A 13,525-nucleotide genomic window follows, 5' to 3' on the forward strand; every position below is an offset into this window, starting at 1 on the left:
TCTTTCATCAGCGCAGGCAGTCGCGCAGCGAGTCGGCGTTGAACCGCATCATCCGGACGTAGGTCGTGACCTCGCCGTCGAAGGTGTCGCCGTAAATGGGGCAGACCCGGATTCCCTGCTCGTCTGCGACCTGGGTGAGCGTCGACGAGCGGGCGGCCAGGTTGGGTTCGAGGAACACCGCGGGCACCGCGAGGTTGCGGATCGTCTCGGTGAGCTTGCGGCGATCTGCCAGAGAAGGCTCGGTGGCGGGATTGGGCGTGACGAACCCGGCAACGCTCATGCCGTACGCCTGGGCGAGGTAACCGAACGCGTCGTGGGTGGTGATCAGATGACGGCGCGGTGCCGGGATCTCGCCGATCCGCGCGCGCACGTACCGGTCGAGTGCGTCGAGTTCGGCGAGGTAGGCCTCGGTGTTGCGCCGGTACTCCCGCGCGCCCTCGGGGTCCTTCTCGATCAGCGTGTCGCGGATGACCTGTGTGTAGGCCATGGCGTTGCGCACGTTCTGCCACAGGTGCGGATCGATCTCGCCGTGCACGTGCTTGCCGAGCACGGCCTGGGCGAGCTGGTAGACCCGCTCACCGGGCCTGCCGAGGAACCCGAACCCGGCGGGAATCTCGCTGAGCGCCTTGCTCGGCACCACGACGACGGCATCGGACGCCGGCACGACCTGCTGCGCCTTCTCCCCGCCTCCCTGCGGATCGAAGAGCGCGTACACCTGCTCGCGGTCCAGATCGACCGTGAGGTCGGCATGTCCCCGGTCCACCGGCACAGGACGGTTCGGGGGCTGCACACCGACCGCGAAGGTGAACTTCGACTCGCCGAGCGGCACCGGTCGTGACCGTTGGTCCACCCGCAACCGGGCGGACAGGGTCACCTCGTAGACACCGGGTTCGGTGAACGCCCAGGACATGTGGGTGTGGGCGTCGGCGGGCAGGATCGCGGTGTCCTCGCCGTACCCGTCGCCGGGGTTGAAGCCGTCGCTGGAGTCGAAGTAGATGTCGGCGTCACCGAACGACCCGGTGAGGTAGCCGTAGACGTTGCCGGGGCCGCTGGCGGCGGTCATGCTCAGCAGGACCTCCGACGCGCGGTTCGCGCCGTGAGTCTTCCCGTCGCCCTTGGCCCGCAGCCCGAGCCACACGGTGTCCAGCGTGACGTCCTCGACCAGCGGGATGATCTCGGCCGCGTACTTGACGGCGTCCTCGGCCAGCGAGACGTTCGCCGCGTCCTTCCGCAGATTGGCATCCAGGGCTCTGATGATGGAGTGCTCCTCCAGCATCACGTAGTTGCTGAACGCCACGTCGGCGTACACCACGTTCCGGACGTCGCGCAGGCTCGGTTCGTAGGAGTGCGGATCGGCTCCGTCGGGCACCAGCGAGGTGACGTTGACCCTCGACCCGCCGACGTTGCGCACGAGGTCCTGCAGCAGTCCGGTCGTGGTGACCACCTGCAAACGACCGTCGCGATCGCTCAACGAGGCAGGAGCGGCGCAGCCCGAAGCTCCCACCATGACGATCAACCCGACCAGCAGGCGTCGGCGCAAGCCAGGAAGCACGTCGTCACGCCAATCTGTACCCGAGGTAATTAACAACGATAACCATAATCATTAAGTCGCCCCGGAAGCCAGGTCTCCGCGACCGCCGTGGCCTACGCCACTTGACCGCGGAGACCGGCGATCACGGCTGAACGGTGAAGGTGTAGGTCTTCTGACCCGTGGTGACAGTGCCGCCGGCGGCCTTGGTGGCGGTCACTTCGAAGACGGCGGTGTAGGTGCCGGCCGCTTCGAACGCCCAGTTGGCGTGGGCGTGGGTGTTCGCGGCGAGCGTGCGGGAGTCGGGCAGGCCGTTGCCGCTGTCGAACCACACGGTCGGCGTGCCGAAGGAGCCCGTGGTGAAGACGCTGAAGCCCGCGGGCCCGGTGACGGACACCAGCTTCACGGTGAGGTCGTTGCCCTGCAGCACTCCCGTCGGCACGCCCTCGGTGTTGAAGCCCGCCCACAACACGCCGCTGGCCTGGCTCTGCGGAAGGATCCACACCGGTGAGCCGGGGGAGCCGAGGAACGCGTAGGAGGGGTTCGACGGCACCGTCGTGCGGCTTGCCGGGACGGCGTTCAGCGTCACCGTGGACGGGTCGCGGTCCGCGCCGGGGACGACGGTGTCGTCGCGGACGTCGAGCGTGAGGGCGCTGCCGGTCCAGTCGACGTCGATGGCGTCGGCGTGGCCTGAGGAGAGGGTCACCGCGGCGTGTGCGGTGCCCGTGGTCGCCAGGGCGAGCCCGGCGGCGAGTGCGACGGCGGCGAGGCGGCGGATCATCGGTTCACCTTGAGACGGTAGGTGGCGGACTCGGAAACGACCTTCTGTCCGGTGGCGGCGAGAGTGCCCGCGGCGCGGACGGTCACGGTGTAGGTGCCGGCGGCCTCGAACGCCCAGTTGGCGTGCTGGTGCTCTCCGGCGGTGAGCTCGATCCGGTCGGGCAGGCCGTCGCCGCTGTCCACCAGGACGGACGGCGCACCGACGGCGTCGGTGGTGAAGATGCTGAAGTCGCCGGGGCCGCGCACGCGCTCGACCTTGAGCTTCAGCGATCCCTCGGTGAAGGTTCCCGGCTCGATCTCCTCGGCGGCGATGCCGGGCCACAGCAGGTCGGGATCCTGCACCTGGGGCAGCACCCAGACTGGCGAGCCAGGCGCTCCGAGGAACGCGTACGCGGGGTCGGCCGGCACGGAGGTCCTGGCGGCGGACTTCGCGACCAGCAGCACCTCCGAGGGCTCGTACTCGGCCTCGGCGGCCTCGTCGTGGACGTGCAGGTGGAACGCGCCGTCCTCGAAGGCGACGCCGAAGACGTCGACGTGACCGCTGTCGATGGTGGTGATCGTTCCGGCGGTGGCGGGTGCGGCGGTGAGGGTGGTCAAGCCGGTCGCTGCCGCGAAGAGCAGGGCGATGTGTGCAGTGGTGCGCACGGACGTGGACTCCAATCGTGCGGTGGTGCGGCCCGAGCGGGCCGCGGCACACGTCGCAGTCTTGTCAATGGAAATCGTTGTCAACAGGGCTGAATGGTCTATTGGAAACGATTGTCGTTTGGAATACGGTCGTACCGCATCGCCGATCCGTCGGCATTGAGGAGTTTCAATGATCAGGTCAAGCGGCCTGGGCTGTGAGTGGTGAGCGATGAAACTCCCGGCCGTCACGCAGCAGTGCCCAGATGACGTCGACCAGTCGGCGTGCCAGTGCGATGAGCGCTTGGGTGTGACGCTTGCCCTCATCTCGTTTGCGCAGATAGAAGCGTCGGGACGGGCCGTCCTGGACCTTGATCGAGGACAGGGCGGCCAGGTAGAAGACGCGGCGCAGGCCGCGGTGGTAGCGCTTGGGCCGGTGCAGGTTGCCCCGCACTCGCCCGGAGTCGCGTGGTACCGGGGCGAGTCCGGCGTAGGCGGCCATGCGGCCGGAGTTGCCGAACGCCGCGCGCAGGTCGCCGCCGGTGTCGGCCAGCAGCTGCGCACCCAGGATCGGTCCGAACCCGTCGACGCTGGTGATCGGACCGGCATGCGGATGTTCACCGAAGCGCTCGGTGATGTGCTTGTCGAGATCCTTGATCTCGCGATCGAGCTCGAGCAGCTGCCGGGCCAGTCTGATGATCAGTGGCGCGGTGATGGTTTCTGTCGGCAGGGCAACGGTTTGCTCGGCCGCAGCGGCAATCGCTTTGTCCACCATGGACGGAATTCCCTTGGGCCACGCGCCACCGGCACGCAGATGCTCGGTCAGGCCGCCCGCGCCCGCGTCCCGGATACCGGCCGGGGTGCAGTAGCCGGTGAGCAGGACCAGTGCCGAGCGGGTGGAGTAGTCGAAAGCGCGTTCCAGGGCGGGGAAGATCGAGGCGAGCAGCTCACGCAGCCGGTTGACCCCACGCACCCAGTCGGCCATCAGGTCCTCGCGGCGCGCGGTCAGGATCTGCAGGTCGGCCGCGATCTCGTCCGGGTTGCTCACCTGAGTGAGGTCGCCTCGCAGGCGGGCGGTCTCGGCGATCGTGCGGGCGTCCTTGGCGTCGGTCTTGCCCTCGCCGGGAAACGCGCCGGCCATCCGGTTGACCAACCGGCCCGGCACATACAGCACCGGTTGTCCCGTCTGCAGCAGCAGCGCCAGCAGCAACCCCGCCGTGCCCGAGGTCATGTCCACCGCCCACACCACCTCGCGGGCCTTGCGCCCCGCGCGGGCGATCAACTCCTCGATCGCCGCCTGGCCGTTGACCACCTTCTGGCTGAACACGACCTTGCCGGAGTCGTCGACCGCACACGCGTGGTGACCGGCCTTGCCGACGTCGATGCCCACCCAGATCCTCTCGCGCACCGCCATGCGGTCCGCCCTCCCCTTTCCATCGCTCAACCCCGTGGACGGCCCCGCCAGCAGCTCCATAAACAGCGACCACACGCACACTTTTCAATCAGCGGCCAGGGCGTCCAGAACAGCGAGGCGGCCACTCCCGGAGAGCCACCCAGCGGCAAGCAGACATCAGCCACACCCCGCCGTCCTGGGCATCCAGAACACCTCGTCCTGGACATCAACAAGCTTATGGAGCAGGCATGACCGAAGTACGGACCGGCGCGCTGGTCGGCGTCGCCGCCGCACTGCTGATGAGCGCGCCCGCCGCGCTCGCCGAACCGGTTGCACCCGTTGCGAACGCCGTCCTGGACGTGGCCGGAGATCGGTTGGAGATCACCGTCGCGCAGCAGCGGGTCGAGACGCTGGACCCGGCCCGGCCGGTCGAGCTGACCTGGGACACCACCGCCATCGAACCCGGCACCGTCTACGGTGACAGGGTCGCCCTGCGAGCGTTCGTTGTGGACAGTGGCGAGCAGCCGGAGCCTGTCGAGGTTCCCGTCGCGTCCACCGGAACGCTCGAGGTCGATCGGCCGGGGACGGATGGGCACGAGGTCCGCCTCCAAGCCACCGCGCACGCTCTCGACGGGCGGCCGCTGGCCGTCGAGAGCGTCTACACCCTGTCGGTCGCCGAGGCGGCCCGCCCCGAAGTGGCGCCGCAGGTCCTCCCGCCGGCTCCGCGGCCCGAGGTGGTCACCGCGCCGAGCCCCCAAGTCCGTGCCGCCGCGCAACAACCACCGACGGCCACCGGTCGCGTCGTCCTCGACAAGGGGCACGTCGACGCCGTCGCTCTCCGGTTGCTGCCGGACGGACTGCACATCCAGGTCAAGGACGGCACGGTCGCCGGCGCCACGACGTGGCGCGAGCCGGCCGACGTGGAACTGAAGGTCACCTCCGCCTCCCGCACCGCATTGCCCCCGAGCCCGGAACTCGCGTTCCTCGGCGCGGCAGGCGAACAGGTCTTCCTGCTGCCGCAGACCCAGCGGCCCGACGTCCTGTGGGCGGGCTGGTCCACCGAGGAACTGCGCCCGGCCGACGTGTCCGGACCGGTGACGTGGTCGCTGACCGTCGTCGAGGGTCCCGGTGCTTTCGGCCTGTTCACCACCGGCTCGTTCGGCGAGCCGTCGGTCCTCTTCGACAGCACCGACGGTCTCCCGGACGCGCAGTCCGTGCCACTGGGCACACACGCCCACGCCAACTGGGCATTCGCCGAACCGGGCCGGTACCGGCTCACGTTCACGGCCACCGCACCCGGCGTCGGCGGACCGCTGACCGACACCGAGACCTACACGTTCACGATCGGGGACGGCACGTCGTCGCCGGTGCAGCAGCCCGGCGCCGTGAACCGCGATCCCGCCGCCACTCTCGCGTCGACCGGTCCCGCCGGCCTGCCGGCCGTCACCGGCCTGGGCCTGGCTCTGCTCGCCTCGGGTGTGGCCGCGCTGGTCGTCACCCGTCGCCGCGTCCAGGAGAAGACCTCGTGAGCACCCTGAACCGCGGCTGGGCCGCGCTCGCCACCGTGACGGTGGTCGCGCTCACCTCGCTGTCCCTCGCCACGGCGTTCGCCCAGGACACCGCGACCGTCGTCGACCAGGGCCACGTCGATCTCCTCGCACCGGTCGTGACGGATGGCGTCCTGGACGTGCGTTACAAGGACGGCAACACCACGCCGCCGACGTGGCACGCTCCCGAGCAGGTCGTCACGCATGTGAAGCCGGAGTCCCGCATCCAGGTGCCCGACCTGCCCGAGTACGCGTTCCTGGGGCCTGCGGGCAGCGACCTCTGGCTCATCCCAGAGGTGCAGGACCCCAACGTCGTCTGGGCGGGCTGGAACACCGAGTCCCTCACCGCGGCCCAGGTGGATCCGGACTCCGTGCGCTGGACGCTCGACTCCGTCTCCGGTGACCAGCGGGGTGCCCCGGCACCGGGCAAGCTGACGGTGTTCCAGTCCGGTCCGTTCGGCGAGCCGCTGCCGCGGGTCTTCGACACCGCCCAGCCCCTGCCGCAACTCCACCCGCTGTCGCTCGGCACGCACGCCCATGCGAACTGGACGTTCTCCGCGCAGGGCGTCTACCGGCTCACCTTCACCGTCGAAGCCACGACACCTGCCGGCGCGCCGCTGCGCGACACCGCGACCTACACGATCGCTGTCGGCGACGTCGATCCTCACACGGTTCAGCCCGGTGTGCCGACCACGACAACAACGACGACGACCACAACGACGACGACCACAACCACGACCACGAGCACGACGACATCCAGGACTTCGACCACGACCACCGCGCCCCCGGCCTCGTGCGTCGTGCTCAACAATGGCCATGTCGACCTCATCGCCCCACGTCTGCACGACGGAACGTTGCGCACGGAGGTCAAGGACGGCACCGCTGGACCGGACGCCGCGGTGTGGCGTGATCCGTCCGACGTGGTGCTGCACCTAGTTCCCGCCGCCCGCAACACCGTGCCGACTGACCCCGCCTACGGCTTCCTCGGCACACCGGGCGCACCAGTGTGGCTCATCCCGCAAACCCAGATCCCCGGCATTGTCTGGGCGGGCTGGAACACCGAGTCCCTGAGCGCACAGGACGTCTCCGGCGACGTCGACGTCCGAGTGTCCGCAGTGGACGGACCTGGCCGCATGTCCGTGTACCTCACAGGCCTCCCCCCGACCGTTCTGGTCGACTCGGCCAACGGCCTTCCGGACGCCATCACCGTTCCGCTGGGCACCCATGCCCACGCCAACTGGGCGTTCGGCGCGGAGGGGACCTACCGCGTCACGGTGGAGGTCTCCGCGACTCTCGCCGATGGCCGCACGGTGACCGACAGCGATGTCTTCACCATCGCCGTGGGAGCCGTGGACCCCACCGCCGGACGCTCGTGCGCACCTCCGGCCTCGACGACCACGAAGGCACCCGGCACGCAGCCGGCGACCACCGCACCGCCGCCCGCACCCGGCCGCAGTGGTCTGGCCTCGACCGGTGTCGGTGGTGTCGGCACGGCAGTGCTCCTGGCTGCTTTGCTCACCATCGGCGGAGTCGCCGTTCTGCTGCTCAGCCGTCGGCGCCGCCACTGAGCGCCCGAACACGGCGGAGATGGTCTGTGACAAGAGCATGCGCGCCGCTGATGATCTGCCGCTGTTCCATGGCCGCCGCGGACTTCACCGGCACACCGCGTTCCGGCGTTGGTCATCGCCCGCAGCAGCGTCGGCTCCAGCGCCGCGCCGAACAGCAGCGGTACCGCCAACAACGCAAGGGTCACGGCCACCACGCCAACGAGTAGCGCTGCTCGACTTTCTCGATGAGCAGCTGTGTCTTCGCCTTGGTGGCGGACGCCTGCTCGACCATTTGGTCGTCAGCCGCAGCTCGAGGGGGTTTGTGCGCATTGGGCGCAGATACCCGTGATGGTCACTCGTACGAACACGTCGGTGAAGCCCGAAGCCTCCACTGGTGCCCAGGCTGGGAGAGACGACGAGTGAGCCTCGATCTCGACCGTTGCGTGGCAGGTCGAGCAGACGAGGTGGTGGTGGGGACGGGGTGAGCAGCGGCGGTACCGGCGCTGGCCGTGCTCCTCGACGATGACGTGAACGACCCTCCGCTTCACCAGGTCCTTGAGCACGCGGTACGCCGTGGAGATCGCCATCGGGTGTCCAAGGCTGTTGACCCGCCGATGCAGCTCGTGAGCTGTCACGAACGCTCCGTCAGGTCCGAGTGCGGTCAGCACGAACTCCGTGTGGCGGCGCGGCAAGTCCTGGTCCATCTGCGGAACTCCCGTGGCAGGTGATGCGGTGCCGGAGCTCGTGGTGGCGGTTACCTCGAAGGTCGAGCGGCCGTGCTGCTGCGGCGCCGATCCTGTTCCAGCAGCCGAGGTGCCCGCGGAGGGCCGGCGCGTCTTTCCGCCGGCCCTCCGCGGCTGACCGCATCACGTCATCTCGGCTCGACCGAACCGGCGAGGGCCGGGACCGGAATCTCGAAGTGCACGGTCTGGTTGCGGTTCGGGTCGCCGTCGCGGGCGTCGCACACCTCGGTCGCGACCGAGCGCCAGAACGCCTCGGCACCGGGCACGCGGGTGTCGGTGTGCAGGTAGATCTGCTCGTAGCCGGGGGTCTCCGCGATGAACCGGACAGCGGCGTCGACGAGTCCCCTCGCCAAGCCCCGCCGACGGTGCTCCGGCCGGATGTACACCCGGAACAGCTGCGCGGTCCGGTCGCCGGAGTAGCGCTCGGCGAGCCAAGCCGGGTGGGGCGGACTGGTGGGCCCCTGCGCCCTCACCGCGGTGGTTCCCACGACCTCGTCACCGTTGACCGCGACGAACAGCGCATGCCTGGGAGTGTCCAGGTAGGTGCCGGCCAGGTCGATCACGTCGGAGTGCCACTGGGGGCGGTAGCCATGGCCGAACTCGCGGTAGAACGTGTCCAGCATGACGCTGCGGGCTCCCGGCAGGTCGGCGTGGGTCGCCAACCGCACCTCGTAGGAACCCACTGCCTGGTGGTGCCTGTTCACTTCATCCTCTCTTTCGCGCCGTCCAGTGTCGTCGCGACCGGACCCTGCATGACGACGCGTCCTTCGTGGAGTACGACTACCCGGTCGGCCAGCCGCGCCACGACGTCCAAGTCGTGGCTGATCAGCACGAGCGCGCACGGCACGCTCGCGAGCAGTTCGAGCAAACCGGCGCGAGTCACCGCGTCCAGGCCCGAGGTGACTTCGTCGCACACGAGCACCTCGGGTTCGGCGAGCAGGGCGCGCACGAGCGCGGCCCGCTGCAGTTCGCCGCCGGACAGGCCGCGCGGCCGGCGCAGCACCGTTTCCTCGTCCAAGCCGACTCGCTGCAGGGCGGCGAGCGCCGCGGCACGGGCGGCTGCGGGGCGCACGCCACGCAGCCGCACCGCCGTCCTGGCGACCTGGTCCAGCACGGCGCGGTGCTCGTCGAACGACCCCCGCGCGTCCTGGAACACGTACTGCACGGCGGCCAGGGCGGTGCGCGACCTGCGGCGCAGTGAACGGGCGAGTGGCTTGTCGTGGAGCAGCACCTCACCGGTGGCCTGCTGGTGCAGACCGGCGAGGCTTCGGCCCAGGGTGGTCTTGCCACTGCCGGAGCGGCCGACGACCGCCAGCCGTTCGCCGACCTCCAGATCGACCTCGTGCAGGACGGTGGCGTTGCGGTAGCGAGCGGTCAGGCCGCGGACCCGCAGACGCGGCGGCCGCTCGGGCACCTCGGGGGGCACCGGTGGCACGGTGTCGAGCAGCGCGCGGGTGTAGTCCTCGCGAGGACTGGTCAGCAGCTCGCTCGCGGTTCCCGCCTCGACGACGCGTCCCGCGCGCAGCACCACGATCTCATCGGCGAGTGCCCGCACCACCTCCACGTCGTGGGTCAGCAGGACCAGTGCGACCCCTTGGGAGACAACGGCGGCGAGTTCGTCCACCACCTCGGCGCGGGTCAGGGCGTCCTGTCCGGTGGTGGGTTCGTCGGCCACCAGCACCGCCGGGTCGCCGACCAGTGCCTGGGCGAGCACGACCCGCTGCTGCTGACCGCCGGAGAGCTGGTGCGGATAGCGCCGCAAGAGGTCGGCTGGTACCCGCGCCCGATGCAGAGCCGTGTCCACGAGTTCGCCGGGATCGCCGTCGTGCAGTGCCGCGATTTCTCGGAACACGGCATCCAGCCTGCGCACCGGGTTGAGCGCGGATGCCGGCTGCTGGGGCACGAATCCGACGCGTCCGTGCACCTCGACGCCTCCGCTCACCGACACACCGGGAGCGTGCTCGCCGAGCAGGGCGAGGCCGGTGGTGGTCTTGCCGCTGCCCGAGGCGCCGACCAACGCCAGGACCCGGCCCGCGGACAGCGCGAAGCTGACACCGTCGAGCAGCACGTGCCCGCCCGCCTCGGCACGCAGGTCTTCCACGTGCACGACCGGGGTCACGTCCGCACCTGCCGCAGTGCGCGGTCGAACACCAGGTTCACCCCGACGGACAGCGCGATGATCAGCAGTGCCGGCACGACCACGGTCAACGGCTGCAGGAACAACCCGCCCCGGTTGCGGTCCACCATCACGGCCCAGTCCGCCGCGTCCGGAGGCACGCCGACACCGAGGAAACTGGCCGATGCCACCAGGTACAGCGCGGCGGTGAGCCGGACGCCCAGGTCCGCCGCGAGCGTGCGCAGCATCGACCGTCCGGTGTAGACGATCGAGGTCTGCCACCACGACTCGCCCTGCATGCGCATGGCTTCCAAAGCAGGCCTTCCGGAGATCTCCAGTGCCGCCGCGCGGGACAGGCGGGCGACGTCGGGGAAGTTGACGAGGGTGACGACGGCGATGAGCACCAGGAGGCCTTGGCCGGCGATGGCGGCGACGAGGATCAGCACCAGCAGCGACGGCACGGCCAGCAGCACGTCGAGCGGCCGCATCAGCACCTCGTCGACCAGACGCAACCGTGCGGTGGCCGCGACCACGCCGTAGGGCACACCGACCACGTAGGAAAAGGCGGTGGCGAGCAACGCCACCAGCACGACAGTCTGCCCACCCGCGAGGACCTGGTACCAGGCATCACGGCCGACGAAGTCGGTGCCCAGCGGACCCAACGGCATGAAGGGGGCGCTGCGCGGCTGCTGCTCCGGTACGAACAGCGGTCCCAGCAACGCCAGTGCCAGCGGCACGGTGATCAGCAGCCAGCCGATGCCCGCGCGCCTCACGCGATCACCTCCCTGCGCGGTGCCAGGCGGAACGCGACCAGGTCCGCCAGCAGGTTCACGGCCACCGTCGTGACGGCGAAGACCACGGCCAATCCCTGCACGACCGGCAGGTCGCGTGCGGCCACGGAGTCCACCAGGACGGTTCCGAGTCCGGGGATCACGAACACCGCCTCGACGACGATCACGCCGCCCAGCAACCAGTCCGTGGTCCGCGCGACCTGCTGCACCGCCGGCGCCAGCGCGTTGGGCAGCGCGTGGGCGAACCGCACCCGCGTCTCGCCGATCCCCAGACGGCGGGCATGACGCACGTAGTCCGACGCCAGCGCGTCCACCATGCCCGCACGGACCAGCCGGCTGATCGAGCAGATCGGCCGAGCCAGCAGCACCACCAGCGGCAGTACGAGCACGGCGGGCTGGGCGAACAGGTCCGCGCCCACCGCCGTCGGCGGCAGCCAGGCCAGCTGCACGCCGAAAACCGCGATCAGCAGCACGGCGAGCGCGAACTCGGGGATCGAGTGCAGCGCCACACTGATCGACGTCAACGCCCGGTCCAGCAGGCTGCCCTCGCGCAACGCGGCCAGCACGCCGACCAGCACCGAGATCGGGACCAGCAGCACCAGGGTCAGCGCCGCCAGCGCGACGGTCGGGCCGATCCCGCCGAACAGGAAGTCCGCGACGGGCCGGCCTGACACCAGCGACACACCGAAGTCCAGCTGTGGCAGCCCGACGAGCCACTCCGCGAACCGCTCGGCCGTCGGCCGGTCCAGGCCCATGGCCGCGCGGATCTGGGCGATCCGCGCGGGGTCGGGGTTGTCCCCGGCCAGGGCCACCGCCGCGTCCCCGGGCAGGGCCTCGACCAGGAAGAACACCAGGGTGACCACGGCGAGCACCTGCACCAGCCCGAGCGCGGCTCGCCGGGCCGTGTAGGAAACGAGACTCACCCCAGCCACACCTTGTCGAAGCGGGCCCAGTCCAGCGTGTTGGCGGGTGCGGTGGAGATGCCGCCGACGTTCGGCTTCGCGCCCACGATCCAGTCCGCGAAGCCCCACATCAGGTAACCACCCTCGGCGTGCAGCACGCGCTGCATCTCTCGATACGCCTCGGTGCGCGCGGCCGGGTCCGAAGTGGACACCGCCTTCTCGTAAAGAGCGTCGAACTCGGGCCGGGCCCACTTGGTCACGTTGGTACCCGATCCGCTGAGCAGGCGCTGCGCGACGTGGGTCTCGATGGGCATGGCTCCGGAGCGGAAGCTCGACAGAGAGCCGTTCTTGAGCGTGTCCGCCCAGTAGCTGTCCTTGTTGCCCTGGACGACCTCGATCGTCAGCCCGGATCCCTTCGCCTGGTCGGCGAACACCGTGGCGGCCTCCACCATGCCGGCGGCGGCCGTGGAGGTGTCGAGCTTGACCACCAGGCCTTCCGCGCCCGCCTTGCGGATGAGGAACTTCGCCTTGTCCAGGTCGCGCTCCCGCTGGGGGATCTCGTCGGCGTAGTGCTGGTAGCCCTTGCCGAACAGGTCGTTGCCGACCTGCCCGCTGCCCGCGAGCACCGACTCCACCAGCTGCGGCCGGTCGGCGAGCAGGAACAGCGCCTCCCGCAGATCGCGGTTGTCGAACGGCGCCCGGTCCACCTTCATGGCGAACGCCTGCACGGCGCTGTTGGGTGAGCGGTGGATCGTCATCCGGTCGCCGGCGGCGTTGCTGCGCGCGGTGGTCGGGGTGAGGTCGTGCGCGTACTCGACCTGTCCGCCCAGCAAGGCGTTGGTGCGCGCCGACTCCTCGTTGGCGATCACGAACTCGACCTCGTCGAGCAGCGGCGCACCCTCCCAGTAGTTCCGGTTGCGCTTGAGCAGCACGGACCTGCCCGGCTCGAACGACACGAAGCTGAACGCCCCGGACCCGACCGGCTTGGTGAAGTCCTCGGCGCCCTCGGGCACGATGTACGCACCGAACGCCGCGAGGGCGTTGGGGAACTCGCCGAAGGGCCGCTTCAGCGCGAACTCCACGGTGCGGTCGTCGACGGCGCGGCTGTTCGGCAGGTCGATCAGCGCGAGGCTCGACTTGGCGCGGAACGCGCGGTTCGGGTCGAGGATGCGCGCGTAGCTGGCGAGCACGTCCTGGGCTCGCACCGGTCTGCCGTCGTGGAACGCCGCCTGGCGCAGGGTGATCCGCCAGCGCGTCAGGTCGGCGTTCGGCTCCCACTTCTCGGCGAGACGCGGCTGCGGCGCCACGTCGCCACCGAGGTCGGCGAGCTTGTCGAACATCGCCTTGGACCGCGCGGCTTCGACGAACAGGTTGGCCAGGTGGGGGTCGAGGACCTCCTTGGCACCACCACCGGCGAACGCGGCGCGAAGCCTGCCGCCGGTGCGCGGCGTGGAGGAGGCGGAGGTCGCACCGCTGCCGCATCCCGCGAGGGTGACGACCGCCAGACCGGAGGTGAGGCCGAGGAAATCGCGGCGGTTCAGGGACATGCTGGTTCCT

Annotated in this window: 12 protein-coding genes; 2 read left to right on the forward strand and 10 right to left on the reverse strand. The window is 70.0% G+C overall.

The genetic code is table 11. From position 1 onward, the window contains the following. Positions 1-7 precede the first annotated feature (7 nt). The 4 genes from ACRSBM_RS16775 to ACRSBM_RS16790 form a co-directional block, all read right to left on the reverse strand. Complete coding sequence (locus tag ACRSBM_RS16775; RefSeq protein WP_434444336.1) at positions 8-1,540, reverse strand: anchored repeat ABC transporter, substrate-binding protein; 1,533 nt, start codon at positions 1,538-1,540, stop codon at positions 8-10. 133 nt (positions 1,541-1,673) lie between these two features. Further along, on the reverse strand, positions 1,674-2,309 hold the full coding sequence (locus ACRSBM_RS16780; RefSeq protein ID WP_434444337.1) for a choice-of-anchor M domain-containing protein: 636 nt from the start codon (positions 2,307-2,309) through the stop codon (positions 1,674-1,676). After that, a complete protein-coding gene (locus tag ACRSBM_RS16785) occupies positions 2,306-2,953 on the reverse strand; it encodes a choice-of-anchor M domain-containing protein (protein WP_434444338.1) in 648 nt (215 codons plus the stop codon). Before ACRSBM_RS16785 ends, ACRSBM_RS16780 begins: the two co-directional genes overlap by 4 nt. A gap of 178 nt (positions 2,954-3,131) precedes the next feature. After that, a complete protein-coding gene (locus ACRSBM_RS16790) occupies positions 3,132-4,343 on the reverse strand; it encodes an IS110 family transposase (protein WP_434444339.1) in 1,212 nt (403 codons plus the stop codon). Positions 4,344-4,570: 227 nt separating this feature from the next. On the opposite strand from ACRSBM_RS16790, the gene ACRSBM_RS16795 reads away from it, so the two are divergent. After that, positions 4,571-5,851 (forward strand): choice-of-anchor M domain-containing protein, encoded by a 1,281-nt coding sequence (locus tag ACRSBM_RS16795; protein WP_434444340.1) that lies wholly within the window; start codon positions 4,571-4,573, stop codon positions 5,849-5,851. Further along, positions 5,848-7,437 (forward strand): TIGR03773 family transporter-associated surface protein, encoded by a 1,590-nt coding sequence (locus ACRSBM_RS16800; protein WP_434444341.1) that lies wholly within the window; start codon positions 5,848-5,850, stop codon positions 7,435-7,437. The genes ACRSBM_RS16795 and ACRSBM_RS16800 overlap by 4 nt, the downstream gene beginning before the upstream one ends. A 278-nt stretch (positions 7,438-7,715) precedes the next feature. Here the strand turns inward: ACRSBM_RS16800 and ACRSBM_RS16805 are convergent, their stop codons facing one another. The 6 genes from ACRSBM_RS16805 to ACRSBM_RS16830 all read right to left on the reverse strand — a co-directional run bounded on the left by ACRSBM_RS16805 (position 7,716) and on the right by ACRSBM_RS16830 (position 13,515). Further along, the gene (locus ACRSBM_RS16805; RefSeq protein WP_434444342.1) at positions 7,716-8,120 is read right to left on the reverse strand and encodes a Fur family transcriptional regulator; all 405 of its coding nucleotides are present in this window, start codon (positions 8,118-8,120) and stop codon (positions 7,716-7,718) included. A gap of 167 nt (positions 8,121-8,287) precedes the next feature. Further along, a complete protein-coding gene (locus tag ACRSBM_RS16810; protein ID WP_434444343.1) occupies positions 8,288-8,863 on the reverse strand; it encodes a GNAT family N-acetyltransferase in 576 nt (191 codons plus the stop codon). Continuing rightward, positions 8,860-10,278 (reverse strand): ABC transporter ATP-binding protein, encoded by a 1,419-nt coding sequence (locus ACRSBM_RS16815; RefSeq protein WP_434444344.1) that lies wholly within the window; start codon positions 10,276-10,278, stop codon positions 8,860-8,862. Before ACRSBM_RS16815 ends, ACRSBM_RS16810 begins: the two co-directional genes overlap by 4 nt. After that, on the reverse strand, positions 10,275-11,048 hold the full coding sequence (locus ACRSBM_RS16820; protein ID WP_434444345.1) for an ABC transporter permease: 774 nt from the start codon (positions 11,046-11,048) through the stop codon (positions 10,275-10,277). Before ACRSBM_RS16820 ends, ACRSBM_RS16815 begins: the two co-directional genes overlap by 4 nt. Then, the gene (locus ACRSBM_RS16825; RefSeq protein WP_434444346.1) at positions 11,045-11,989 is read right to left on the reverse strand and encodes an ABC transporter permease; all 945 of its coding nucleotides are present in this window, start codon (positions 11,987-11,989) and stop codon (positions 11,045-11,047) included. The genes ACRSBM_RS16820 and ACRSBM_RS16825 overlap by 4 nt, the downstream gene beginning before the upstream one ends. Then, positions 11,986-13,515 (reverse strand): ABC transporter substrate-binding protein, encoded by a 1,530-nt coding sequence (locus ACRSBM_RS16830; protein ID WP_434444347.1) that lies wholly within the window; start codon positions 13,513-13,515, stop codon positions 11,986-11,988. Before ACRSBM_RS16830 ends, ACRSBM_RS16825 begins: the two co-directional genes overlap by 4 nt. Positions 13,516-13,525 lie beyond the last annotated feature (10 nt).

The sequence above is a fragment of the Lentzea xerophila genome, from assembly GCF_051094245.1.
GTDB lineage: Bacteria > Actinomycetota > Actinomycetes > Mycobacteriales > Pseudonocardiaceae > Lentzea > Lentzea xerophila.

What these genes read in the sequence shown, in the direction of transcription:
- ACRSBM_RS16805 (WP_434444342.1), bottom strand. Translation starts at nt 8,120, where the DNA reads ATGGACCAGGACTTGCCGCGCCGCCACACGGAGTTCGTGCTGACCGCA.
- ACRSBM_RS16795 (WP_434444340.1), top strand. Translation starts at nt 4,571, where the DNA reads ATGACCGAAGTACGGACCGGCGCGCTGGTCGGCGTCGCCGCCGCACTG.
- ACRSBM_RS16830 (WP_434444347.1), bottom strand. Translation starts at nt 13,515, where the DNA reads ATGTCCCTGAACCGCCGCGATTTCCTCGGCCTCACCTCCGGTCTGGCG.
- ACRSBM_RS16790 (WP_434444339.1), bottom strand. Translation starts at nt 4,343, where the DNA reads ATGGCGGTGCGCGAGAGGATCTGGGTGGGCATCGACGTCGGCAAGGCC.
- ACRSBM_RS16780 (WP_434444337.1), bottom strand. Translation starts at nt 2,309, where the DNA reads ATGATCCGCCGCCTCGCCGCCGTCGCACTCGCCGCCGGGCTCGCCCTG.